The sequence below is a fragment of the Pseudomonas sp. IT-232MI5 genome, from assembly GCF_949767845.1.
GTDB lineage: Bacteria > Pseudomonadota > Gammaproteobacteria > Pseudomonadales > Pseudomonadaceae > Aquipseudomonas.
In genome coordinates this window covers 80,045-104,290 of record NZ_CATKQE010000044.1, presented here as the reverse complement: position 1 = coordinate 104,290, position 24,246 = coordinate 80,045, and the positions used below count along the sequence as shown (strand labels likewise).

The 24,246-nt window shown below is 60.1% G+C and carries 22 protein-coding genes; 12 read left to right on the top strand and 10 right to left on the bottom strand.

Going from position 1 to position 24,246, the window contains the following annotated elements; all coding sequences use genetic code 11:
* Window positions 1–134: 134 nt before the first annotated feature.
* The 4 genes from trkA to def are packed head-to-tail and all read right to left on the bottom strand — an operon-like array spanning window position 135 to window position 4,365.
* Complete coding sequence (gene trkA, locus ACM6JQ_RS18970; RefSeq protein WP_007911861.1) at window positions 135–1,511, bottom strand: Trk system potassium transporter TrkA; 1,377 nt, start codon at window positions 1,509–1,511, stop codon at window positions 135–137.
* A 22-nt stretch (window positions 1,512–1,533) separates the two neighbouring features.
* Complete coding sequence (gene rsmB / locus ACM6JQ_RS18965; RefSeq protein ID WP_007911860.1) at window positions 1,534–2,844, bottom strand: 16S rRNA (cytosine(967)-C(5))-methyltransferase RsmB; 1,311 nt, start codon at window positions 2,842–2,844, stop codon at window positions 1,534–1,536.
* Entirely contained in the window at window positions 2,841–3,800 is a 960-nt protein-coding gene (fmt, locus tag ACM6JQ_RS18960; RefSeq protein WP_414894495.1) for a methionyl-tRNA formyltransferase, read from the bottom strand. Before fmt ends, rsmB begins: the two co-directional genes overlap by 4 nt.
* 58 nt (window positions 3,801–3,858) lie before the next feature.
* On the bottom strand, window positions 3,859–4,365 hold the full coding sequence (def, locus tag ACM6JQ_RS18955) for a peptide deformylase (protein WP_007911858.1): 507 nt from the start codon (window positions 4,363–4,365) through the stop codon (window positions 3,859–3,861).
* Between the two features lie 160 nt (window positions 4,366–4,525).
* On the opposite strand from def, the gene ACM6JQ_RS18950 reads away from it, so the two are divergent.
* The 4 genes from ACM6JQ_RS18950 (at window position 4,526) to ACM6JQ_RS18935 (ending at window position 8,260) form a co-directional block, all read left to right on the top strand.
* The gene (locus ACM6JQ_RS18950) at window positions 4,526–5,551 is read left to right on the top strand and encodes a LysM peptidoglycan-binding domain-containing protein (protein WP_007911857.1); all 1,026 of its coding nucleotides are present in this window, start codon (window positions 4,526–4,528) and stop codon (window positions 5,549–5,551) included.
* Window positions 5,552–5,631: 80 nt separating this feature from the next.
* Complete coding sequence (gene dprA, locus ACM6JQ_RS18945; protein WP_007911856.1) at window positions 5,632–6,732, top strand: DNA-processing protein DprA; 1,101 nt, start codon at window positions 5,632–5,634, stop codon at window positions 6,730–6,732.
* Window positions 6,733–6,787: 55 nt separating this feature from the next.
* On the top strand, window positions 6,788–7,345 hold the full coding sequence (locus ACM6JQ_RS18940) for an L-threonylcarbamoyladenylate synthase (RefSeq protein WP_007911854.1): 558 nt from the start codon (window positions 6,788–6,790) through the stop codon (window positions 7,343–7,345).
* A gap of 240 nt (window positions 7,346–7,585) precedes the next feature.
* On the top strand, window positions 7,586–8,260 hold the full coding sequence (locus ACM6JQ_RS18935) for a hypothetical protein (RefSeq protein ID WP_414894494.1): 675 nt from the start codon (window positions 7,586–7,588) through the stop codon (window positions 8,258–8,260).
* A 64-nt stretch (window positions 8,261–8,324) separates the two neighbouring features.
* Here the strand turns inward: ACM6JQ_RS18935 and ACM6JQ_RS18930 are convergent, their stop codons facing one another.
* On the bottom strand, window positions 8,325–9,302 hold the full coding sequence (locus ACM6JQ_RS18930; RefSeq protein ID WP_007911852.1) for a quinone oxidoreductase family protein: 978 nt from the start codon (window positions 9,300–9,302) through the stop codon (window positions 8,325–8,327).
* Window positions 9,303–9,451: 149 nt separating this feature from the next.
* Between ACM6JQ_RS18930 and hemF the strand changes: the two genes are divergently transcribed.
* Together hemF and aroE are read left to right on the top strand one after the other, a co-directional pair.
* Window positions 9,452–10,366 (top strand): oxygen-dependent coproporphyrinogen oxidase, encoded by a 915-nt coding sequence (hemF, locus tag ACM6JQ_RS18925; RefSeq protein ID WP_414894493.1) that lies wholly within the window; start codon window positions 9,452–9,454, stop codon window positions 10,364–10,366.
* 9 nt (window positions 10,367–10,375) lie between these two features.
* Window positions 10,376–11,197 carry a shikimate dehydrogenase gene (gene aroE, locus ACM6JQ_RS18920; protein WP_007911848.1) on the top strand — a complete coding sequence of 274 codons (822 nt, stop codon included), beginning with the start codon at window positions 10,376–10,378 and terminating at the stop codon, window positions 11,195–11,197.
* Window positions 11,198–11,327: 130 nt separating this feature from the next.
* On the opposite strand, the gene ACM6JQ_RS18915 is transcribed toward aroE, so the two are convergent.
* The 3 genes from ACM6JQ_RS18915 to betC all read right to left on the bottom strand — a co-directional run bounded on the left by ACM6JQ_RS18915 (window position 11,328) and on the right by betC (window position 15,605).
* Complete coding sequence (locus ACM6JQ_RS18915; protein WP_414894492.1) at window positions 11,328–12,896, bottom strand: SulP family inorganic anion transporter; 1,569 nt, start codon at window positions 12,894–12,896, stop codon at window positions 11,328–11,330.
* Window positions 12,897–13,153: 257 nt separating this feature from the next.
* A complete protein-coding gene (gene choX / locus ACM6JQ_RS18910) occupies window positions 13,154–14,074 on the bottom strand; it encodes a choline ABC transporter substrate-binding protein (RefSeq protein ID WP_414894491.1) in 921 nt (306 codons plus the stop codon).
* Between the two features lie 16 nt (window positions 14,075–14,090).
* Window positions 14,091–15,605 (bottom strand): choline-sulfatase, encoded by a 1,515-nt coding sequence (gene betC, locus ACM6JQ_RS18905; RefSeq protein ID WP_414894490.1) that lies wholly within the window; start codon window positions 15,603–15,605, stop codon window positions 14,091–14,093.
* Between the two features lie 114 nt (window positions 15,606–15,719).
* On the opposite strand from betC, the gene ACM6JQ_RS18900 reads away from it, so the two are divergent.
* Complete coding sequence (locus tag ACM6JQ_RS18900; RefSeq protein WP_007911840.1) at window positions 15,720–16,670, top strand: choline sulfate utilization transcriptional regulator; 951 nt, start codon at window positions 15,720–15,722, stop codon at window positions 16,668–16,670.
* 80 nt (window positions 16,671–16,750) lie between these two features.
* Here ACM6JQ_RS18900 and ACM6JQ_RS18895 read toward each other — a convergent pair whose 3' ends face one another.
* On the bottom strand, window positions 16,751–17,416 hold the full coding sequence (locus ACM6JQ_RS18895) for an NAD(P)-dependent oxidoreductase (protein WP_095113116.1): 666 nt from the start codon (window positions 17,414–17,416) through the stop codon (window positions 16,751–16,753).
* 83 nt (window positions 17,417–17,499) lie between these two features.
* Here ACM6JQ_RS18895 and ACM6JQ_RS18890 point away from each other — a divergent pair, with 83 nt between their 5' ends.
* Complete coding sequence (locus tag ACM6JQ_RS18890; protein ID WP_007911836.1) at window positions 17,500–17,826, top strand: DOPA 4,5-dioxygenase family protein; 327 nt, start codon at window positions 17,500–17,502, stop codon at window positions 17,824–17,826.
* Here the strand turns inward: ACM6JQ_RS18890 and ACM6JQ_RS18885 are convergent, their stop codons facing one another.
* On the bottom strand, window positions 17,827–18,228 hold the full coding sequence (locus ACM6JQ_RS18885) for a GFA family protein (protein ID WP_007911834.1): 402 nt from the start codon (window positions 18,226–18,228) through the stop codon (window positions 17,827–17,829).
* Window positions 18,229–18,551: 323 nt separating this feature from the next.
* Here ACM6JQ_RS18885 and ACM6JQ_RS18880 point away from each other — a divergent pair, with 323 nt between their 5' ends.
* The 4 genes from ACM6JQ_RS18880 to ACM6JQ_RS18865 all read left to right on the top strand — a co-directional run bounded on the left by ACM6JQ_RS18880 (window position 18,552) and on the right by ACM6JQ_RS18865 (window position 24,225).
* On the top strand, window positions 18,552–19,859 hold the full coding sequence (locus tag ACM6JQ_RS18880) for a CitMHS family transporter (RefSeq protein ID WP_007911819.1): 1,308 nt from the start codon (window positions 18,552–18,554) through the stop codon (window positions 19,857–19,859).
* An 85-nt stretch (window positions 19,860–19,944) separates the two neighbouring features.
* A complete protein-coding gene (locus ACM6JQ_RS18875) occupies window positions 19,945–20,712 on the top strand; it encodes a TerC family protein (protein ID WP_414894489.1) in 768 nt (255 codons plus the stop codon).
* A 305-nt stretch (window positions 20,713–21,017) separates the two neighbouring features.
* A complete protein-coding gene (locus ACM6JQ_RS18870) occupies window positions 21,018–22,676 on the top strand; it encodes a Na/Pi cotransporter family protein (protein ID WP_007911815.1) in 1,659 nt (552 codons plus the stop codon).
* 169 nt (window positions 22,677–22,845) lie between these two features.
* On the top strand, window positions 22,846–24,225 hold the full coding sequence (locus ACM6JQ_RS18865; protein WP_123376021.1) for a M16 family metallopeptidase: 1,380 nt from the start codon (window positions 22,846–22,848) through the stop codon (window positions 24,223–24,225).
* The last annotated feature ends 21 nt before the right edge of the window (window positions 24,226–24,246 follow it).

The following is a 24,246-nucleotide window of genomic DNA, read 5'->3' as shown; positions in this document are numbered from 1 at the left end:
TGCGATACCGCCATCGCTGGCAAGCCAGCTCCCACAAGGATCTCGGGTGCACATCACATTTGTGAACAACCGAAAAACCCTGTGGGAGCTGGCTTGCCAGCGATGGGGCCAATGAAGGCACCGCTCATTCAGGATCAGAAGAAGCTCAACCCCACATGAAACAGCTTCTCCACATCGCGAATATGCTTTTTATCCACAAGGAACAGAATCACATGGTCGCCCGCCTCGATCACCGTGTCATCGTGGGCAATGATCACTTGTTCATTACGGATCACCGCACCAATCGTGGTGCCCGGCGGCAGCCCGATCTTCTCGATCGGTTTGCCGATGACCTTGCTCGACTTCGCATCACCGTGAGCAATCGCCTCGATCGCTTCTGCGGCACCGCGGCGCAGTGAGTGCACACTGACGATATCGCCACGACGCACGTGGGCCAGCAGCGTGCCGATGGTCGCCAGCTGCGGGCTGATGGCGATGTCGATGTCGCCGCCCTGGATCAGATCAACGTAGGCCGGGTTGTTGATGATCGTCATGACCTTTTTCGCCCCCAGCCGTTTGGCCAGCAGCGACGACATGATGTTGGCTTCGTCATCGTTGGTCAGCGCGAGAAAAATGTCGGCGTCGGCGATGTTCTCTTCCAGCAGCAAATCACGGTCAGAAGCGCTGCCCTGCAACACCACGGTGCTGTCGAGGGTGTCGGAGAGATAACGGCAACGCGCCGGGCTCATCTCGATGATTTTCACCTGATAACGGCTTTCGATGGCCTCGGCCAGACGCTCACCGATCTGCCCGCCACCGGCAATGACAATGCGTTTGTAGGTTTCATCGAGACGGCGCATTTCGCTCATCACCGCACGAATATTCTCACGGGCAGCGATGAAGAAGACTTCGTCATCGGCCTCGATCACCGTATCGCCCTGCGGCAGAATCGGTCGGTCACGGCGGAAAATCGCTGCCACGCGCGTCTCGACATTCGGCATGTGTTCGCGCAACTGCCGTAGTTGCTGACCTACCAGCGGGCCGCCGTAATAGGCGCGCACCGCCACCAATTGCGCAGCGCCTTCGGCGAAATCGATCACCTGCAAAGCGCCGGGATGCTGGATCAGGCGCTTGATGTAGTTGGTCACCACTTGCTCGGGGCTGATCAACACGTCGACCGGAATCGCTTCGTTCTGGAACAGCTGTTCCTCGCGATTGAGGTAAGACGCTTCGCGCACCCGGGCGATTTTGGTCGGGGTGTGGAACAGGGTGTGGGCCACCTGGCAGGCGACCATGTTGGTCTCGTCGCTGTTGGTCACCGCCACCAGCATGTCGGCGTCGTCGGCACCGGCCTGACGCAGCACCGACGGCAGCGAGCCACGGCCCTGCACGGTGCGGATGTCGAGGCGGTCGCCGAGGTCGCGCAGGCGTTCGCCGTCGGTGTCGACCACCGTAATGTCGTTGGCTTCACTGGCCAAATGCTCGGCCAGCGAACCGCCGACCTGTCCCGCACCGAGGATGATGATTTTCATCCAGTCACTCCGTTGAATCCGTTTAGCCGCGCGCGGCAGCGATCTTGATCAGCTTGGCGTAGTAGAACCCGTCATGGCCGCCCTGCTGGGCCAGCAATTGGCGACCATGGGGCTGTTTGATTCCGGCCGTGGTGGCCAGATCCAGTTCGCGGGCACCCGGGGTGCGCTCGAGGAACGCAGCGATGACTTCAGTGTTTTCGGTCGGCAGCGTTGAGCAGGTGGCGTAGAGCAGGATGCCGCCGACTTCGAGGGTTTTCCACATGGCGTCGAGCAGCTCGCCTTGCAATTGCGCGAGGGCAACGATGTCGTCGGGCTGACGGGTCAGCTTGATGTCTGGATGGCGGCGAATCACGCCAGTGGCCGAGCATGGTGCGTCGAGCAGGATGCGCTGGAACGGTTTGCCGTCCCACCATTTCTCGGTGTCGCGACCGTCGGCGGCGATCAGTTCGGCATTCAGACCAAGGCGTTCAAGGTTTTCCTTAACCCGCACCAGTCGTTTGGCTTCCAGATCCACCGCGACCACGCCGGCCAGCGCCGGTTCGGCTTCGAGAATGTGGCAGGTCTTGCCACCAGGGGCGCAACAGGCGTCGAGCACGCGTTGGCCCGGCGCCAGATCAAGCAGGTCGGCAGCCAGTTGCGCGGCCTCGTCCTGCACGCTGATCCAGCCTTCGGCGAAACCCGGCAGGCTGCGCACGTCGGCAGCGGCTTCAAGGATGATGCCGTCGCGGCTGTAAACGCATGGCGTCGCAGCAATGCCCGCCTCGGTCAGCAGACCAAGGTAGGCGTCGCGGCTGTGATGGCGGCGGTTGACCCGCAGAATCATCGGCGGATGCGCATTGTTCGCTTCGCAAATGGCTTCCCACTGCTCAGGCCAGAAGGCCTTGAGGGATTTTTGCAGCCAGCGCGGGTGAGCAGTGCGCACCACCGGATCACGTTCCAGTTCGGCGAAAATTGTTTCGCTTTCGCGCTGGGCGTTGCGCAACACGGCGTTGAGCAGGCCTTTGGCCCACGGCTTTTTCAACTTGTCGGCGCAACCGACGGTTTCGCCGATGGCGGCGTGGGCCGGCACGCGGGTGTAGAGCAATTGGTAGAGACCGACCAGCAGCAGCGCTTCGACATCGGCGTCGGCGGCCTTGAACGGTTTCTGCAGCAGTTTTTCCGCCAGCGCCGACAGGCGTGGCTGCCATCGCGCAGTGCCGAACGCCAGATCCTGAGTGAAACCGCGATCGCGATCCTCGACTTTGTCCAGTTGCGTGGGCAGGGAGCTGTTCAGCGAGGCTTTGCCGCTGAGCACGGCGGCGAGTGCCTTGGCGGCGGCCAGACGCGGGTTCATTGCGCGTCCACCGCTGCGCCGAGTACGGTGCCGAGAGCAAATTTCTCACGGCGGCTGTTGAACAGGTCGCTGAAGTTCAGTGCCTTGCCGCCAGGCAATTGCAGACGGGTCAGGCACAGCGCTTGTTCGCCGCAAGCGACGACCAGGCCGTCCTTGCTGGCGCTGAGGATTTCACCCGGCGCGCCATTGCCCTCGGCAAGCGTCGCCGCCAGCACTTTCAGTGCTTCACCGTTAAGGGTGCTGTGGGTGATCGGCCATGGGTTGAAGGCGCGCACCAGTCGCTCCAGCTCAACCGCCGGGCAGCTCCAGTCGATGCGTGCTTCGTCCTTGTTGAGCTTGTGCGCGTAGGTGGCGAGCTCGTCGTTTTGCACTTCGCCTTCCAGCGTGCCAGCAGCCAGACCGGCAATCGCTTGCACCACGGCCGGCGGACCCATCTCGGCGAGACGATCATGCAAGGAGCCGCCAGTGTCTTCACCGGTGATCGGCGTGACGACCTTGAGCAACATCGGCCCGGTGTCGAGGCCGGCCTCCATGCGCATTACGGTAACGCCGCTCTCGGCATCACCGTGTTCGACGGCGCGCTGGATCGGCGCCGCACCGCGCCAGCGTGGCAGCAACGAGGCATGGCTGTTGATGCAGCCCAGACGCGGAATATCCAGCACCACTTGCGGCAGGATCAGGCCGTAGGCGACCACCACCAGCAAGTCCGGTTTCAGCGCGGCCAGTTCAGCCTGTGCATCGGCGTTGCGCAAAGTCGGCGGCTGCAACACCTGGATATTATTTTCCAGGGCGAGCTGTTTGACCGGGCTCGGCATCAGTTTTTGCCCGCGACCGGCCGGGCGATCCGGTTGGGTGTAGACCGCAACGATCTCGTAGGGGCTGTTCAGCAGGGCCTTGAGGTGTTCGGCGGCGAATTCCGGGGTGCCGGCAAAAACGATGCGCAGTGGCTCAGTCATGAAGGGCGTCTCATAAAAAGAAAAAGGCTTGCCGCAGCAAGCCTTTGAAGGAGGGGCATCAAGCGTTCTGGCGGTGCTGCTTTTCCAGTTTCTTCTTGATCCGGTCGCGTTTGAGCGTGGACAGGTAATCGACGAACAATTTGCCGTTGAGGTGGTCGCATTCGTGCTGAATGCACACCGCGAGCAGGCCTTCGGCGATCAGCTCATAAGGCTTGCCGTCGCGGTCCAGCGCCTTGATCCTGACCTTTTGCGGGCGGTCGACGTTTTCGTAAAAACCCGGTACCGACAGGCAGCCTTCCTGGTATTGGTCCATTTCTTCGGTCAGCGATTCGAACTCGGGGTTGATGAACACCCGCGGTTCGGTGCGGTCTTCGGAAAGGTCCATCACGACGATACGTTTGTGCACGTTGACCTGGGTCGCGGCAAGGCCGATGCCCGGCGCTTCATACATTGTTTCAAACATGTCATCGACCAACTGACGCACTTCGTCGTCCACTACAGCCACAGGCTTGGCGATAGTGCGCAGACGCGGGTCCGGGAATTCGAGGATGTTTAAAATGGCCATAGGCTTTGATTGCTGCACACGTTGAGTAAAGTCGGGCGATGGCCTGGCAGGTCCGAAGATGCAGGCTACCGTTGTGAAGCGTAGCTTGTGCATTTTGCACAAGCGAGCCACGGGGGCTCTGACGGTTCACGCGAATGCACATGATAAAGGGATTCACTGCATGAGGAAAACACTACTCGCCCTGCTGCTGTTGGCTTCGGCCGGCGTGGTGCAAGGGCAAGTGCAACTCAGGGATGGTTTTCCACAGCAATACACGGTGGTTTCGGGGGACACACTCTGGGACATATCCGGCAAATACCTGCGCGAGCCCTGGCAGTGGCCACAACTGTGGCGGGCCAATCCGCAAATTGAAAACCCCAACCTGATCTATCCCGGCGACACGCTGACCCTCAGTTATGTCGACGGTCAGCCGCGTCTGACCGTCAATCGCGGCGAGTCGCGCGGCACCATCAAGCTCTCGCCACGGATCCGTACCAGCCCGGTGGCCGAGGCGATTCCGAGCATTCCGCTGAAATCCATCAACAGCTTTCTGCTGAGCAATCGCATCGTCGACAAGGCCGAGGACTTCGACAAGGCGCCGTACATCGTCGCCGGCGATGCCGAACGCGTGCTCAGCGGTACCGGTGACCGCATCTTCGCTCGCGGCCATTTCGACCCCGATCAACCGGTCTACGGCATCTTCCGTCAGGGCAAGGTCTACACCGATCCGCAGACCAAGGAGTTCCTCGGGATCAATGCCGACGACATCGGTGGCGGTGAGATTGTCGCGACCGAAGGCGACGTCGCCACTCTCGCCCTGCAACGCACCACTCAGGAAGTACGCCTCGGCGATCGTTTGTTCAGCGGCGAAGAGCGCTCGATCAACTCGACCTTCATGCCCAGCGCACCAACGACCAACATCAACGGAGTGATCATCGATGTGCCGCGCGGTGTTACCCAGATTGGCGTGATGGACGTGGTCACGTTGAACAAGGGCAAGCGCGACGGTCTGGCCGAAGGCAACGTGCTGGTGGTGATGAAAACCGGCGAAACCGTGCGTGATCGCATCACCGGTCAGCCGCTGAAAATTCCCGATGAGCGCGCCGGTTTGCTGATGGTGTTCCGCACCTACGACAAACTCAGCTACGGCCTCGTGCTTAACGCATCGCGCTCGCTGGCGGTGCTCGACAAGGTGCGAAATCCGTAAGCTTGCTTCACAAGTTACCAACAGAGTTATCCACAGCTTGTTCCGAATGGTTCGGGACTTATAACGATCAAGGATGATCCATGATGCTGTCTGTCTGCACGCCGGTTTCGCCAGCGGAACTGGAAGCGCGTCTGCGCCTGCACCGCTTGCCGGACATCGGTCCGAAGCGGTTTGCCAAATTGCTCGAAGCTTTCGGCTCGGCGTCCAAAGCCATCAGCGCGCCAGCGAGTGCCTGGCGCTCGCTGGGAATGCCGGCGGCCTGCGCCGAAGCGCGACGCTGTCCTGAGGTGCGCGATGGCGCGAGCCATGCAATGCGCTGGCTAGAGCGGTCGGATCATCATTTGCTGATGTGGGATCAGGCGGATTATCCGGCGCTGCTGGCACAGATTCCGGATCCACCGCCGTTGCTGTTTGTCGCCGGGGATCCACTGATTCTGGAAAAACCGCAACTGGCAATGGTGGGTAGCCGACGCGCTTCGCGTCCGGGAATGGACACGGCAGCGGCGTTTTCCCGCAGCCTCGCCGGGGCCGGTTTTGTCATCACCAGCGGTCTGGCACTGGGCATTGATGCCGCTGCGCATCAGGCGGCACTGGATGTCGGTGGCTTGACCGTCGGTGTGTTGGGTACCGGGCTGGAAAATTTTTATCCACAGCGCAATCGGCGCCTGGCTGACGCGATGATCGCGTCCGGCAGCGCAGTGCTTTCGGAGTTTCCGCTGGATGCCGGGCCGACGGCGAGCAACTTCCCGCGTCGTAACCGGATCATCAGCGGATTGTCTCTGGGAGTGCTGGTGGTCGAGGCCAGCGTTGCCAGCGGTTCATTGATCACTGCGCGGCTGGCAGCCGAACAGGGGCGCGAGGTGTATGCGATTCCCGGCTCGATTCATCACCCAGGCGCGCGCGGTTGTCACCAATTGATTCGCGACGGTGCGGTGTTGGTGGAAACCATCGAGCACATCCTCGAAGCCCTGCGTGGCTGGCAGCATTTGCCATTGTCCGCAGACACCGCGAAAGTCGATCATCCATTGCTCATATTGCTGCACGCCGCGCCGCACACCAGCGAAGGCTTGGCCGACAGCAGCGGCTGGGCGTTACCGAAAGTGCTGGCGGCACTCACCGAACTGGAAATGGACGGCCGCGCGGTATGCGAAAACGGTCGCTGGTTGGCCAGGACAAGCTAGGTTTTACAAGGAAGATCGGTAAACTGCGCGAAACCTGATTGCGGAGAGTTTTTTCATGGTCAACAGTTGGCGTGTGCAACAAGCCGCACGAGAGATTCGCGCCGGGGCGGTGATTGCCTATCCAACCGAAGCCGTCTGGGGGCTGGGTTGCGACCCATGGAACGAAGAGGCCGTGGATCGGTTGCTGGCGATCAAGAATCGATCGGTGGTCAAAGGGCTGATTCTGGTTGCCGACAATATTCGCCAGTTCGATTTTCTGTTCGAAGACTTCCCGCCAGAGTGGATCGACCGCATGGCCAGCACCTGGCCGGGGCCGAACACTTGGCTGGTGCCGCATCAAGGTTTGTTGCCCGAATGGGTGACCGGTATGCACGACACCGTGGCGCTACGGGTCAGTGATCACCCGCAGGTGCGCGATCTGTGCTCGATGGTCGGGCCGTTGATTTCGACCTCTGCCAACCCACAGGGGCGCCCGGCAGCGCGCACCCGCTTGCGGGTTGAGCAATATTTCCGTGGGCAGATCGATCTGATACTGGGCGGGCAACTGGGTGGGCGCAAGAACCCCAGCGTGATTCGTGATCTGGCGACCGGCAAAGTCATCCGTCCCGACTGATCCAGCCTCTAGCATTAGTAACGTGAGTACTCCTCGCCTTGACGGCGAGGAGTACTACGCGTGCCTGCGATTTATCCTGCAATGATGCTTGTTGTTGCGTCGGAAAAATCATCAACTATCTGAATTAACTGAATTTTCCCACCTGATTATCAGACCGCGTTTCGTGGCGGTATCGCCAAAAGCAACCATCCTTTCCCTGCACTCGAAACACTTCGATAAGTTAAGGTCTGCGGAGAAAGAATGGACACTACGGATTTGCAACTCACGGAATACTTGCAGACGCTTCAGGTGACGTTAAACAGTCATCAGGGGGGATGCCGGATCGTGATGCTTGAAGCGGGTTCGGATACCCAAGTGTTCGATCGGTTTATCGAACGGCAATTTCGGCTTCGGCTGCAGCATTACATGCTGACGTCCAGGGCGCGGATGCTCGAAACCCGACTGGCGACACGGCCGCGAAGTACCCACTTTCTGTTGTATCGGCACGATCAGTTGCTGGCGGTATTGAGGGCCACTCCGGCGCCGTTCGAGTGGGCTTCACTGGCGCAGCAGCATGTTTCGCCCACGGTGGCGTTGTCACGCCATGTCGAACTCAGTCGCTTGATCTCGTACGCGCCCAGCGAACAGCCTATTGCCGTCGACAGTCTGATGGCGGCCGCTGCCGAGTGGGCCATAAAACAGGGCTATCAAGGTGTCACTGCGTTGTGCAGGGCATCGCAGCTGCGCCTGTACCAGCGTTTCGGTCTGATGCCGGTTGCCTCCAATCCCTTGCATATCGAACAGCGCGCACGCGGGGATTACTGGGTGCTGTCAGCCGAGTGGCGGCAAATCCTCGCAGCGTTGCAACAGCCTGATTCCGCGACTGTCGGTCATCGGACGCCAAGACCGTCGGCGGCTCATCCACAGAAGTACTGAACACGCTCGAAGCGTCCTGCCAGTCATGGATCTGAAACCCTGACTGGCAGGACGCCGGGAGGTATCAAGGCAGCAGGACGGTGGAACCGGTGGTGCGGCGTGCCGACAGTTCGGTTTGCGCCTTCGCCGCATCAGCCAGTGGATAACGCTGGCTGATGTCCACCTTCAACTTGCCGCTGATGATCATCTCGAACAATTCATCGGCCATCCGCTGCAGGTTTTCGGCATTGTTGGCATAAGTTGCCAGTGTCGGCCGGGTTACGTAGAGCGAGCCTTTGGCGGCAAGAATGCCCAGATTGACCCCGTCCACCGCGCCGGAAGCATTACCGAAGCTTACGACCAGACCGCGCGGCGACACACTGTCGAGAGAGGTCAGCCAGGTGTCCTTGCCGACGCCGTCATAGACCACCGGGACTTTCTTGCCATCGGTCAACTCCAGCACGCGTTGCGCAACGTTTTCGTGGCTGTAATCGATGGTCGCCCAGGCGCCATTGGCCTTGGCCAGCTCGGCCTTCTCTTTGGAGCTGACGGTGCCGATCAGCTTCACGCCCAAGGCCTTGGCCCATTGGCAGGCGAGCGAACCGACACCCCCTGCCGCAGCGTGGAACAGAATGGTTTCACCACCCTTGAGCTCATAAGTCTGACGCAACAGATACTGCACGGTCAGGCCTTTGAGCATGACCCCGGCAGCCGTTTCGAAGCTGATTTCGTCGGGCAGGTGCACCAGATTGTCCTGGGGCAGCACATGCAATTCGCTGTAGGCCCCCAACGGGCCGCTGCCGTAGGCCACGCGATCACCGACCTTGAAGCGGGTGACGTCGCTGCCCACGGCCTCGACGATGCCCGCACCTTCAGCGCCCAGGCCGGACGGCAAGGCTGGCGGCGCATACAGGCCGCTACGGAAATAGGTATCGATGAAGTTCAGGCCGATGGCCTTGTTGGCAACGCGTACCTGATTCGGGCCGGGGGTGGCGGGTTGATAGTCAACATATTCGAGCACTTCGGGGCCGCCGTGGGCGCGGAACTGGATACGCTTTGCCATTTGCCTGCTCTCCTTGGGTCTTTTGTGAGCCCCCTATCCAACTCCCATGCTTGATCTTCGTCAACTGCGGCGGGTCGTTGTGCGGTGGTATGCTACGCGCCCATTTGCGTCGCCCGCCTGCGGGGCGCCGCCCGATTCAAGGTGAAGCCATGACGACCCGCACCGACGCCGTAAAGGCCTATCTGCTCGACCTGCAAGACCGCATCTGCGCGGCTCTCGAAACCGAGGACGGCGGCACGCGCTTCGTCGAAGACGCCTGGACCCGGCCCGCCGGCGGTGGCGGTCGCACCCGCGTGATCGAGAACGGTACTGTGATCGAAAAGGGCGGCGTCAACTTCTCCCACGTCTTTGGCAGCGGCCTGCCGCCTTCAGCCAGCGCCCATCGCCCGGAATTGGCCGGTCGCGGTTTCGAAGCGCTTGGCGTGTCGCTGGTGATCCACCCGCACAACCCGCATGTGCCGACTTCCCACGCCAACGTGCGTTTTTTCATTGCCGAGAAGGAAGGTGAAGAGCCGGTCTGGTGGTTCGGCGGCGGCTTCGACCTGACCCCGTATTACGGCAACGAAGAAGACTGCATCCAATGGCACCGCGTCGCCGAGCAGGCTTGCGCGCCGTTCGGGGCGGATGTCTACCCGCGCTATAAAGCCTGGTGCGACACCTACTTCCACATCAAGCATCGCCACGAACCGCGCGGCATCGGCGGTCTGTTCTTCGATGACCTGAACGAGTGGGACTTCGACACCAGCTTCGCCTTCATGCGCGCCATCGGCGACGCTTACATCGACGCCTATCTGCCGATCGTGCAGCGCCGTAAAAACGATGCTTTCACCGCGCAGCAGCGTGAATTCCAGGAATTCCGCCGTGGCCGTTACGTCGAGTTCAACCTGGTGTACGACCGTGGCACGCTGTTCGGCCTGCAATCGGGCGGGCGAACCGAATCGATCCTGATGTCGCTGCCGCCGCAAGTGCGCTGGGGCTATGACTGGAAGGCTGCACCTGGCAGCGAAGAAGCGCGCCTGACCGAGTACTTCCTGCAAGACCGCGACTGGTTAGGCGAAGCCTGAGGATTTCTGATGGATCGTTACGTCGTTTTCGGTAACCCGATCGGCCACAGCAAATCGCCGATGATTCACAAACTGTTCGCTGCGCAGACCGGTCAGAGCCTTGACTACTGCACGCTGCTGGCGCCGCTTGATGATTTCGCCGGCTGCGCCACGGCGTTTTTCCAGGACGGTCGCGGTGCCAACGTTACCGTGCCGTTCAAGGAAGACGCTTACCGTTTGGCCAATAGCCTGACTGCTCGTGCGCAGCGGGCCGGTGCGGTGAATACCTTGAGCAAACTGGCGGACGGCTCGCTGCTGGGTGACAACACCGACGGCGCCGGACTGGTGCGTGATCTGACGGTGAACGCCGGGTTCAGCCTGACCGGCAAACGCATCCTGCTGCTCGGTGCCGGTGGCGCGGTGCGCGGTGCGCTGGAGCCGTTGCTGGCGGAACAACCGGCCTCGGTGATCATCGCCAATCGCACGGTGGACAAGGCTGAATTGCTGGCCGAGTTGTTCTGCGACCTCGGGCCGGTGTCAGCCAGTGGTTTCGACTGGTTGCGCGAGCCGGTGGACGTGATCATCAACGCTACATCTGCCAGCCTGACCGGTGATGTGCCGCCGATTGCGCCGAGCCTGATCGAGCCGGGCAAGACCCTGTGCTACGACATGATGTACGGCAAGGAGCCGACAGCGTTCTGCCGTTGGGCCACTGAGCATGGCGCGGCGGTGGTGATGGATGGCTTGGGGATGCTTGCTGAACAGGCGGCTGAGGCGTTCTTCCTGTGGCGCGGTGTACGCCCGGACACCGCGCCAGTACTCGCCGAACTGCGCCGGCAACTGGCCCAATAAGTACCCATGTGGGAGCGAGCCGGCTCCGGGCGGCGATCCGACGAAAGCGGTCTGTCTGACACATCAATGTTGGATGTGCCGCAGTCTTCGCGAGCAGGCTCGCTCCCACAAGGATTACCTCGATCGCCAATCAATCCTCAAACCGGATCGGACATTTCTCCGGCCCCTCAAGCTTCCTCAATTCCTCCACCACCTGCGGCCGCGCCCGGCGCAAGGTCAGGCTGCGATTCTGGCGCAATAAACGCCGCGCCTCCTGATGCAGCATCTCCACCCCCGAATAGTCGATGAAGTTGATTTGCTGCGCCTCGATCACCACCCGCGCGCCGTGCAGGCGCTGCAGGCGCACTTGCAGGTAATGGCTGGCGCCGAAAAAGATCGAGCCGCCGACGCGCAAAACATCATCCTCACCGTCGCGCCAATGCTGCACACGCGGTTGCGAAGTGCGCTTGAGGTAGAAGAACAGTGATGCCAGCACCCCGGCATAAATCGCCGTCTGCAATTCCAGCAGCAATGTCGCCAGGCAAGTCAGCGCCATGACCACGAACTCGGCACGGCTGACTCGCAGCAACGCGCGAATGCCGCGATGATCTACCAGGCCCCAGGCGATCAGCAGAATGCTGCCCGCCATTGCCGGAATGGGAATGTGCGAAATCAGACCGGCGCCGAAAATCGCAAACAACGCCACCCAGATCGCTGAAAAGATCCCGGCCAATGGCGAACAGGCGCCCGCCTCGTAGCTCAACCCCGAACGGGTAAACGATCCGGCTGACAGCGACCCGGAAAAAAACGCCCCGACGATGTTCGATAAACCCTGCGCGCGAACTTCCTGATTGGCATCGAGCAACTGTTGCGACCGAGCGGAAATCGAGCGCGCGATCGACAGACTGGTGACTAGCCCGAGCATGCCCACCGCCACGGCGCTCGGCAGCAAACGCAGGATCAAATCCAGATCCAGCGGCAAGCCACTGAACGGCGGCAGGCGCCCGACAAACGCGCTGACCAGATGCACATGCCCGAACATCGCCGGCCACAGCCACACCAGCAGACTGGCCAGCACCAATGTGATCAACAGCGTTGGCCAGCGTGGCAGCAGTTGTTTCAGCACCACGCCGACCACCACCGTGGCTATGCCCAGAACTAACGACGGTTTATCCACAGCCCTGAGGTGCTGCAGCAGATCCATCAGACTCGCCAGCGCCGTGGCTTTCGCCGGTAATTCCAGTCCCAACAGATTCGGCAATTGCCCAATGGCGATCACCACCGCCGCGCCGAGAGTGAAACCGAGTACCACCGAATGCGAGACGAAATTCACCAGCGCACCGAAGCGCAGCAGTCCGAGCAGCCACTGGAAAATCCCTGCGAGCAAGGTCAGCAGCAGGATCAGCGTGATGTAATCCTGCGAGGCCGGCACGGCCAACGGACTGACGCTGGCGTACAGCACGATGGAAATGGCCGCTGTCGGACCGCAGATCAAGTGCCAGGATGAGCCCCACAGGCAGGCGATCAACACCGGAATGATCGCGGCGTAGAGGCCGTATTCAGGTGGGAGGCCGGCGATCAGCGCGTAGGCAATCGACTGGGGTAAGGCGAGAATCGCACCGCTGAGGCCGACGATCAGGTCCCGTCCGACGCTGGCGCGGGTTTGTCGCGGTAGCCAGGTGAGGAAGGGGAAGAGAGAGTGGCGGCTGGGGAAGGCCATGGGTCCTCGCGGTTGGGGTTTTGATCAAGGTTATCAGGGTGTCAGGGGAAAGGCCCCTCACCCTAGCCCTCTCCCAGAGGGAGAGGGGACTGACCGAGGTGTCTGTCAGAGATTCATCAACCTGCGATTTCAAAGTTGAACGCAAGTTTTGAATGCAACAAATATCGGCTCCCTTTCCCCCTCGCCCCCTCTGGGGGAGAGGGCTGGGGTGAGGGGGAAAAAATCTCAAGCCAAGCAAAATTCCAGCAACCCCACGATCAGAGCTTCGCTTTCACCGCCACCAACGCATCCTTGCCATCTACGGTCTTCACCCCATCCAGCCACTTGTCCAGCACCGCCGGATTCGCCTTGATCCACGCCTTCGCCGCCTCGGCATTAGTGACCTTCTTGTTCACCACCTCAGCCATGATGCTGTTCTCCATCTCCTGAGTGAACGAAAGATTGGTCAGCAATTTACCCACATTCGGACACGCCTCGGCGTAGCCCTTGCGCGTCAACGTAAACACGCTGCCAGTCTCGCCAAAGTATTTCTCGCCACCCTTCAGGTAATGCATTTTCAGCTGCACGTTCATCGGGTGCGGCGTCCAGCCGAGGAAGGTGACGAATTTCTGTTTCTTCACCGCCCGCGACACTTCCGCCAGCATCGCCTGTTCGCTGGACTCGATCAGCTTCCACTGGCCCATGTCGAAGTCGTTCTTCTTGATGATTTCCTGAAGCGAGATGTTCGCCGGCGCGCCGGAGCCGATGCCGTAGATCTTGCGCTCGAACTTGTCGGCGTATTTGTTCAGGTCGGCAAAGTTATGCACACCGGCGTCCCACACGTAATCCGGTACAGCCAGGGTGAACTCGGTGCCGTCGAGGTTTTTCGCCAGTTGCGTGACATCGCCGGTGGCGACGAACTTGTCGTAGAAGCCCTGCTGCGCCGGCATCCAGTTGCCGAGGAACACATCCACTTGGCCATCCTTCAACCCGCCAAAAGTAATCGGCACCGCGAGGGTGTCGACCTTAGCCTTGTAGCCCATGCCTTCCAGCAGAAACCCGGTGATGGCGTTGGTCGCGGCGATGTCGCTCCAGCCCGGATCAGCCATTTTCACCGTGTCGCAGCTCTGCTCGGCGAAGGCCGAAGTGCTGCTCAACGCGATCAGGCCAACCGTCACTACTGTGGATAACTTGCGCATGGACTTCCCCTTAACATTATTGGTTTTGGCAGGGTTGTGGATAACGTGCTTTGCGTTCCAGATCATCGAGGTCGATGTGGTTGCGCATGTACTGCTGACTGGCGTCCACCAGCGGCTGGTGATCCCAGCTCTTCAGCTTGCCGATGGTTAATGCGTCGGCAACAAATCGGCGACGGCGCTGGCTGGCGAGGACGTCGCGGTGTATTGCCGGGATGTCCCACTTGGCCCGCGCCTCGGCGAGAAAATCGTCGAACAGCTGGCGATGTTGCGGCGATTGGCTGAGTTCTTCCAGTTCACGCGGATCGTTGTCTACGTTGAAAAGTAGGCAAGGGTCGCTTTCACTGTAGATAAATTTGTAGGCGCCGCGACGGATCATCATCAACGGGCTGATGGTGCCTTCGGCCATGTATTCGCCAAACACTTGGTCATGGCCGCCCTGCCCTTGCAGGTGTGAAACCAGTGAGCGGCCGTCCAGCGGCAAGCCCGGTTCCAGCGTTCCGCCGGCCAGTTCAACGAAGGTCGGCAACAGGTCAGCGGTCGACACGGCTGCGCTAACCCGCCCGGCATCGAACTGGCCTGGGGCACTTATCAACAGGGGCACACGGGCCGCCATCTCGTACCAGTGCATTTTGTACCAGAGGCCTTTCTCGCCGAGCATGTCGCCGTGGTCACCGGAGAACACAATGATGGTGTCGTCATTTAGTCCGGTTTCTTCGAGGGTTTGCAGAAGTTTGCCGACGTTGGCGTCGATATAGCTGCAGGCGCCGAAGTAGGCCCGGCGTGCATCGCGGATCTTATCCACAGGCAGCGGCTTGTCCCACAGGTCGTAAACCTTGAGCAGACGTTGCGAGTGCGGATCGAGTTCGTGTTGATCCGGCGTGATCGGAAGCGGGATATCGGCATCGTTGTACAAATCCCAGAACGCCTTGGGAATGGTGTAGGGATCGTGTGGGTGAGTCATCGATACGGTCAGGCAGAACGGGCGATCGCCATCCTCGCGAATGTGATCGAACAGGTATTGCTGCGCCTTGAACACCACCTCTTCATCGAAATCGAGCTGGTTGGTGCGCACACACGGCCCGGCCTGCAGCACCGAAGACATATTGTGATACCAACTCGGCCGCACGTCCGGCTCATCCCAGTTCACGGCCCAACCGTAATCTGCCGGGTAGATATCGCTGGTCAGGCGTTCTTCATAACCGTGCAACTGGTCCGGACCGCAAAAATGCATCTTGCCCGACAGCGCGGTGCGGTAGCCGAGGCGGCGCAGGTAGTGGGCGTAGGTCGGAATGTCGGCGGGGAAATCCGCCGCGTTGTCATAGGCGCCAATCTTGCTCGGCAACTGGCCGCTGACCAGGGTGAAACGCGACGGCGCGCATAACGGGCTGTTGCAGTAAGCGGCATCGAACACCACGCCTTGGGCGGCGAGGCGGGAAAGATTCGGCAGTTTGATCGGCGACGGGCCGTAGATCGGCAACATTGGCGCGGCCATCTGATCGGCCATGATGAAAAGAATATTCTTGCGCTTCATGTGATCGCGGCATTCCATAGTGAATATTTATGCGACATTGCTGCGATCGAGCATGGAGTCCATGCTGTATTCGGTAAAGCCCGCGCCGGACAATGACTAGGATAAGTACAGCTTATGTATGAAGCTCTGGGGGATCTGTCCCTCGACCTGCTGCGTGCCTTCGAGGCCGCAGCCAGGCATCGCAGTTTTACCGCGGCGGCGGTCGAGCTGGGCACCACACAACCGGCGATCAGCCAGCAAATCAAACGGCTGGAAGAAAAACTTGGTACGCGGTTGTTTGATCGCATCTACCGTGGCATCGAGCTGACCGAAGTCGGCGCGATACTGTTTGAGCAAGTTAACCTCGGTTTGCAGAATATCGATGCAGGATTGAGTGCGATCAGCGCACAGCAGCAACATGAAGTCCTGCAGGTTGCCACTGATTTTGCCTTCGCTGCGTATTGGCTGATGCCGCGCCTGCATCGCTTTCACGAAGCCAATCCGCAGGTCGACGTCAGCCTCGTGACCAGCGAACGCAACCACAACATGCTGCGCACCGATATCGATGTGGCGATCCTGTTTGGCGATGGGCGCTTTAAACAGGGTGAAAGCCATTGGCTGTTCAGCGAAGAAGTGTTCCCCGTGTGCAGTCCCCAATTGCTCAAGGACCGCGCCCCGCCCTTGCCTGCTCAGGCGTTGCTGGAGTTTCCGTTGTTGCACCTGCGCGGGGAAAACAGCAGCAACTGGTTTGACTGGAGTGGTCTGTTCCGTGAACTCGGTATCAATACACCGCCAGCGCCGGGGCAATTGCGCTTCGACAATTACACGCTGTTGATTCAAGCGGCGATTGGCGGGCAAGGCGTGGCGATTGGCTGGCGGCACCTTGTGGATAACTTGCTGAGTCAGGGTTTGTTGTGCCGGCCGATTGCTGAAACGACGCTGTCGCGGTTGGGTTATTACGTGGTGCTGCCGCAACGCAAACGCCGGGGCACTCTGATTCAGCAGTTTGTCGATTGGTTGATGGTGGAGCAGGCGAGTAGCGCTGAATCGCTCAATGGGTTGGCATTGCCTTCGATTGCGGTTTGAAGATCAAAAGATCGCAGCCTTCGGCAGCTCCTGCATCTGGAACGCGGTCCCCTGTAGGAGCTGCCGAAGGCTGCGATCTTTTACGAATCTGAAGCCGCCACAAAATTCACATGTTCACCCACATGCAAATTCAGCCTTAGCTCATCGGCTATGCCCACCGCCACGCGATTCAGCCGCTCCAGCGGTTCGGCCAGACCCGGTTCCAGGTTGCCGCCGACTTGACTGAAATGTTCGATGGTCAGCCCGGCCACGCCGTGCGGTGCATTGACCAGCGTCCAGTGCAGCGGGCTGCTTTGCACGGCTTCGCGAATTTCTTCGGCAGCATGACGTTGCAGGCGATCATCAACATCCGGCTCATCAAGTACGGCAAAGTCGCCCACCAGAAACAGCCGCGACACATTGGCCGCTTGCAGGCCATCAACCAGTGCGTCGACGGCCAGGACTTGCTCGACCGGTCCGAGCACTACGGAGCGTTCAACCTGATCGCTGCTGAACGGTAACCCCGGCGCATCCAGTAAACAGATGACCGCCGAACTGCCGGCCACACTCTGATTGACCCGTTCCGAGTCGAACAAATCGCCCGTTTTGGTGCGCAATCCAGGACGCGGCGCGAGTGCGGTCAAATCGTCGAGGATGGCGATGACTTCGTGCTGACGACGCAGCAATTCAGCCATCAACGCGCTGCCCAGGCTACTCATGGCACCATAGAGCACCACTTTTACCGCCGGGGTTTCGGCATTTTTCATGGCTGATCCCTTTTCTTATCCCTTGTATGGCGTGTGACATACGGGCAACGCCGAGGGTTCGAACCGATTTCCGAGGGTTTGCGATGCAAGCGATCAAGGGCTACCACGCCCACGTCTATTTTGACGCCGACACCATTGAACAGGCGCGGGCCTTGTGCGAGCAGGCCGCGCAATTGTTTTCATTGAAGATGGGCCGCGTCCACGAGCGCCCGGTCGGGCCGCATCCGGACTGGAGTTGCCAATTGGCCTTCGGCCCCGAGCTGATTGGCGATGTGCTGCCATGGCTGGCGCTGAACCGTAAAGGCTTGGTGGTGTTTCTGCACCCGGACACTGGCGATGACTTGCTCGACCATACGGAGCACGCGATCTGGATGGGTGCGATCCGAACCCTGGATCTGTCTATTTTTTGATCAAATCGTTTCTGCTGCCTCGCCTGGCAGATGCTCGTCCAGATGCAGCCAGGGCAATTGGCTGTCCGTCCAGATGTGTCGCTCGGCGGGTGCCTGCTCTGGGTGATCAAGGGTGGCGATGGTCACGTCGATGCTCTCGGGGCTGAGTAATGTCACCAGCGCCAGTTGCGCGCCGCAGTGCGGGCAGAAGAACCGCGCGCAACTGGCCGACGAGTCATATCGCGAAGGCACGCCGGCCAGCCATTGAAAATTCGCTGCCGGCACGGTGATCCAGGTCGTGACGATTCCGCCGCTGACTCGGCGGCAAATCGAACAATGGCAATGGGCGATATCCTGCAAGGCCCCGCTGAACTGATAACGAATGTGTCCGCAATGGCAGCTGCCGCTGTGCAATTCGCTCATCTCGAAAGCTCCCCTTCCCGTGTTTATTGACTCTAGTTCGCATCCGACGGCCGGTTGACCGTTCATTCAAAGCTTTCTCAAGCGAAAGGTAGCTGAAAGCTTCCCCGATTAGGATCGCCTCCACTTCCGGCAACAGACCGGTTGGCCAACGCGTGTGATACCTCGCACGAACGGCCCAATTAACAACAACAATGGTGATTCTGATGTCCTCTGTAGCCCGCCTTTTCGCTGTCACTCCGCCCGTACGTCTCGTGCTTCCCGTTCTGCGCTGATCCCGTCCGATCTGCTCATTTAACTAGCCGCGCTACGCCTGGAGTATTCCCATGCTGACTTTCCTTGGCTTCGCCATGGTCATCACGTTCATGTTCCTGATCATGACCAAGCGCCTGTCCGCGCTGATCGCTCTGATCATCATCCCGATCGTCTTCGCCCTGTTCGGCGGTTTTGCACCGAAGATCGGCCCGATGATGCTCGAAGGCATCACCAAGCTCGCGCCGACTGGCGTGATGCTGATGTTCGCGATTCTCTATTTCGCCCTGATGATTGACTCCGGCCTGTTTGACCCGGCCGTGCGCAAGATTCTCAAACTGGTCAAGGGTGACCCGCTGAAGGTTTCGGTCGGCACCGCCGTACTGGCGCTCGTCGTTTCCCTCGATGGTGACGGCGCGACCACTTATATGATCTGCGTGGCCGCCATGCTGCCGCTGTACAGCCGCATCGGCATGAGCCCGCGGATCATGGCCGGTCTGATCATCCTCGCCGGTGGCGTGATGAACATGACGCCGTGGGGCGGCCCGACCGCGCGTGCGGCGAGTGCGCTGCATGTCGATCCGTCGGACATTTTCGTGCCGATGATTCCGGCCATGGCCGCTGGTGTAGTGGCGATTCTGGTTATCGCTTATTTCTACGGTAAACGTGAGCGTGCGCGTCTGGGTGAGCTGCATCTGGTTGGCGATGATATCGATCACAGCGAAATCAGCGTGTCGCAGTTCCCGGATGCCCGCCGTCCAAAACTGATCTGGTTCAACGGCGCCCTGACTTTCGGCCTGATGTGCACCCTGATCGCCGGCCTGCTGCCATTGCCGGTGCTGTTCATGGTTGCGTTCAGTATTGCCATGATCGTCAACTACCCTTGCCTGCAGATGCAGAAGGATCGTGTCGCCGCTCACGCGGGTAGCGTGCTGGCAGTGGTCGGTCTGATCTTTGCGGCGGGTATCTTCACCGGTATCCTGAGCGGCACCGGCATGGTCGATGCGATGTCGAAGAGCCTGTTGGCGGTGATCCCGGATTTCCTCGGCCCGTACCTGGCGGTGATCACGGCGCTGGTGAGCATGCCGTTCACCTTCTTCATGTCCAACGATGCGTTTTACTATGGCGTGTTGCCGGTGTTGGCCGAAGCCGCCAGCCACTACGGGATCACCGCAGTGGAAATGGCCCGTGCCTCGATCGTCGGTCAGCCCGTCCACTTGCTGAGCCCGTTGGTGCCATCGACGTATCTGTTGGTAGCCCTGGCCGGCATTGATTTCGGTGACCACCAGCGTTTCACCCTGAAATGGGCGATCCTGGTTTGTATCTGCATCCTGATTGCTGCACTGCTGTTGGGGACTTTCCCGGTGTTCAGCACTCTATAAGCCCAAGACTCACCGTTTCGGGTCCTGGCTTCGCGGTTTGAAGCCCGGACCTTTTTCGGTTTAACAATCGCTCAAAGGAATACACATGGATTGGCTGACCAACCCCGAAATCTGGGTTGCCTTCTTCACCCTGACCGCCCTGGAAATCGTCCTCGGCATCGATAACATCATCATGATTTCGATCCTGGTCAGCCGCATGCCGAAACACATGCAGCAGCGCACCCGGATCTTCGGTCTTGGCCTGGCCATGATCACCCGCATCCTGTTGCTGCTGTCGATCACCTGGGTCATGCGCCTCACCGCCGACCTGTTCGAAGTGTTCGGTCAGGGCATTTCCGGCCGTGACCTGATTCTGTTCTTCGGTGGTCTGTTCCTGCTGTGGAAGAGCTCGCAAGAGATGTATCACGCGCTGGAAGGCGAAGACGAAAGCGACGAAACCCCGGGTGGCAAGGGTGGCAACTTCCTTTACACCATCATCCAGATCGCGATCATCGACATCGTCTTCTCGCTGGATTCGGTGATCACCGCAGTGGGTATGGTTTCCCACGTGCCGGTGATGGTTGCGGCGATCGTTGTGGCGGTACTGGTGATGATGCTGGCCTCGGGCAAGATCAGCGAGTTCATCGACAAGCACCCGTCGCTGAAGATGCTGGCGCTGTCGTTCCTGCTGGTGGTCGGTACCGTGCTGATTGCCGAGTCGTTCGACGTGCATGTGCCGAAAGGCTACGTCTACTTCGCCATGGCGTTCTCGCTGGCGGTTGAGGCGATCAACATCAAGCTGCGCGGCGCAATGGCCAAGAAGCGACAGCAGCAAGATCCGGTGAAACTGCGCAAGGACATCCCGGGCCAATAACCCGGTAGTCTTCAGGCAACACCCCTTGTAGGAGTGAGCCTGCTCGCGATAGCGGTCTTTCAGTCAACATCAATGTTGAGGCTGATGGCCCTATCGCGAGCAGGCTCACTCCTACATTTGTTTGTGGTGGATTCCGGTGAGTGTATGAAGCGCTTTTCATGACACTTTTGTTTCAATCGACACTTTAGCTGTGCAATGCTGGCGCCCAGACCGTTAGCCAACTACAGCTTAAGTATCAAAAACGTAGAAACCGCGCGGTACCGTCAACTTGCCTCTCTGAGGCACTGCTATTACAGGGGGTCTGCATGCTCACCCTGCTCAATCTGCTTTCCGCCGTCGCCCTGCTGATCTGGGGCACGCACATCGTCAGAACCGGCATCCTGCGGGTGTATGGCACCAACCTGCGCCATGTGATTGGCCAGAACATGTCCAAGCGCTGGCTCGCGTTCGTTGCCGGCATTGTCGTTACCGCCATGGTGCAGAGCAGCAATGCCACGGCCATGCTCGTCACCTCCTTCGTGGGTCAGGGTCTGATGGCGCTGACCCCGGCGCTGGCGACCATGCTCGGCGCCGACGTCGGTACCGCGCTGATGGCGCGGGTGCTGACGTTTGACCTGTCATGGCTGTCGCCGCTGCTGATCTTTCTCGGGGTAATTTTCTTTCTGTCGCGCAAACAGACGCGGCTCGGCCAAATGGGCCGGGTGTCGATCGGCCTCGGGCTGATCATTCTCGCGCTGCAATTGATCGTTGAGGCTGCTGCGCCAATCACCCACGCGCAAGGGGTGAAGGTGATTTTCGCCTCGTTGACCGGTGACATTCTCCTCGACGCCCTGGTCGGCGCGTTGTTCGCGATGATTTCCTACTCCAGTCTCGCCGCCGTACTGCTCACGGCGACCTTGGCCGGGGCCAGTGTGATCAGCCTGCCAGTGGCGATCGGTCTGGTGATCGGCGCCAACATCGGCAGCGGCATTCTCGCGTTCATGAGCACCAGCATGCAGAACGCCGCCGGGCGGCAAGTGGCGTTGGGCAGTCTGTTGTACAAACTCATTGGCCTGCTGCTGATCATCCCGGTGCTCGATCCGCTGGTGCACTGGATCGACAGCCTCGATTTCAGCCCGCAGGAAATGGTCATCGGCTTCCACCTGCTCTACAACACCGCGCGCTGCCTGATTCTGCTGCCAAGCGTCGGGCCGATGGCACGCCTCTGCGCCTGGCTGCTGCCAGAGCGGCCGGAGGTCAACGGCACCGCCAAACCGCGCCATCTCGACGCGACGGCGCTGGTTACACCGAGCCTGGCGCTGGCCAACGCCGCGCGGGAAACCCTGCGCATGGGCGATCTGCTCGACAACATGCTCGACGCGACCCTCGATGTGCTGCGCGGCAAGCAGACCGCCGTCACCCAGGAAATGCGCCGATTGACCGACGACGTCGAAGCGCTCTACAGCGCGATCAAGTTGTACCTGGCGCAGATGCCCCGCGAAGACCTCGGCGAGCAGGACAGTCGACGCTGGGCCGAGATCATCGAGCTTTCAATCAACCTGAAACTGGCCGCCGACCTGATCGAACGCATGCTGCGCAAGATCCAGCAGCAGAAGACCTCGCAGCGGCGTTCGTTTTCCGAAGAAGGTCTGGAGGATCTGGCCGGATTGCAGCAGCAACTGATTTCCAACCTGCGTTTGGGCCTTTCGGTGTTCCTCAGTGGTGACCGCGAAAGTGCCCGGCAATTGCTGCGCGAGAAACGCCGTTTCCGCGCCCAGGAGCGGCGTTTGGCCCATGCGCATGTCAGTCGTTTGCAACGCAAGATCGTGCAGAGTATCGAGACCAGTTCGCTGCACCTGGAGTTGATTGCCGACATGAAACGCTTGAATTCGCTGTTTTGCGGCAGTGCGTATGTGGTGCTGGAAACGGCGGATACCGGGGCGCTGGCGGCGGATGATATTGCCGACATTACGCATTCGCCTTGAACGACTGGGGCTGGGTTTAGTCAGTTACATTGATTCAGCCTTCAGGCCGCTATCGCGAGCAGGCTCACTCCTACAGGGGGGATGCATTCCAAATGCAGGAGTGAGCCTGCTCGCGATGGGGGCCTGACTGACGACACGGATCTCCAAATCAGCCGTACGGAAGCCTGTTATGCGTTGCCTGTTGTTCGCCTGTCTGTTGCTCGGTTCCCTGCCCGCCTTTGCCCTGGATCGTTTTCAGGTCGAAGGCTATGCGCTGCCCAACGGTTTGCAACTGATGCTCAAACCCGGCACCGAGCGCGGGCACGTGGCGATCCGGCTGGTGGTCGGTGTCGGCCTCGATGATTTCGACTGTGACGAAAAGGAGTTGCCGCACCTGCTCGAACACCTGCTCTTCAGCGGCATCGATGCGACCGGCGAAGGTGGTTTAGAGGAGCGCATGCAGGCGCTGGGCGGTGACTGGAACGCGTTCACCAGCAATGCCGACACCACGTTTGTCATCGAGGCCCCGGCGAAAAACCAACGCAAAGTGCTCGACCTGCTGCTCGCTCTGCTTACGCAAACGCGCATCGACGATAACGCCATCAACGCCGCCAAACGTGTGGTCGAGCGCGAGGACGGCGGCCATTACACGCGTCTGCAACGCTTTCTCGATCGGCAGGATCTCGGCCACACCGCGAGCAATCAGCTCGCCGTCGAACTGGGCTTGAAATGCCCGCAGCGCGCCGAGGTCGGTCACCTGACTCAGGAACAACTGGAGAAGGTTCGCAAGGCCTGGTACGCACCGAACAACATGACCCTGATCGTCGTCGGCGAACTCGACAAGCTGCTGCCGGCCTATCTGGAACGCACCTGGGGCGCACTCGAAGCGGTCGAGCCGAGCGAACACCGCCCGCTTCCGGACATCCGTACCAGTGCCGCCCATGAACGTACCCTCACCCGTGGCTTTATCGGCGACAGCGCCAAGCTGCACTGGCTGGTGCCGGAGCCGGTGATCGACGATCAGTACGACCAGACCTTCGACATTCTCAAGGATTACCTCGACTGGGCGCTGTACCGACAGATCCGCCTCAACCATGGTTTGTCCTACGGGCCGTGGGCTGAGCGTGAAGTGTTTGGCGGTGTCGGCTTTATGAGCCTGAATGCCGATCTCGATCGCGATGATGTCGACGAGGCCATTCAAGTGCTGGAAGACCTCAAGGCCGACCTGCTGAAAAACGGTCTCGACCCGGACACCTTTGCGCGGATCAAACAGGCCTCGATCGCCCATCAGGCGTGGGCGGTGCAGGGCAACAGCGCGATGGCGGATTACTACTGGAGCGCGCTCGCTGATTACCAGGACGGACGCTTTGCCAATCCGGCGCGCGAGCTGCAAGGGGTGACGCTGGAAGCGGCGAACAAGGCGATGCGCGAGTTGTTGCTGCAACCGGGGTATCTGCGGATCGAGAAGCCGTTGCTCAGTGATGATCAGGTGTTGTGGTTGAGTGCGGGTGGCTTGGGCCTGGTGTTGTTGATCCTGATCGGCTGGCGTTTGCACCGCAAGCGGGGTTGAAGATCAAAAGATCGCAGCCTG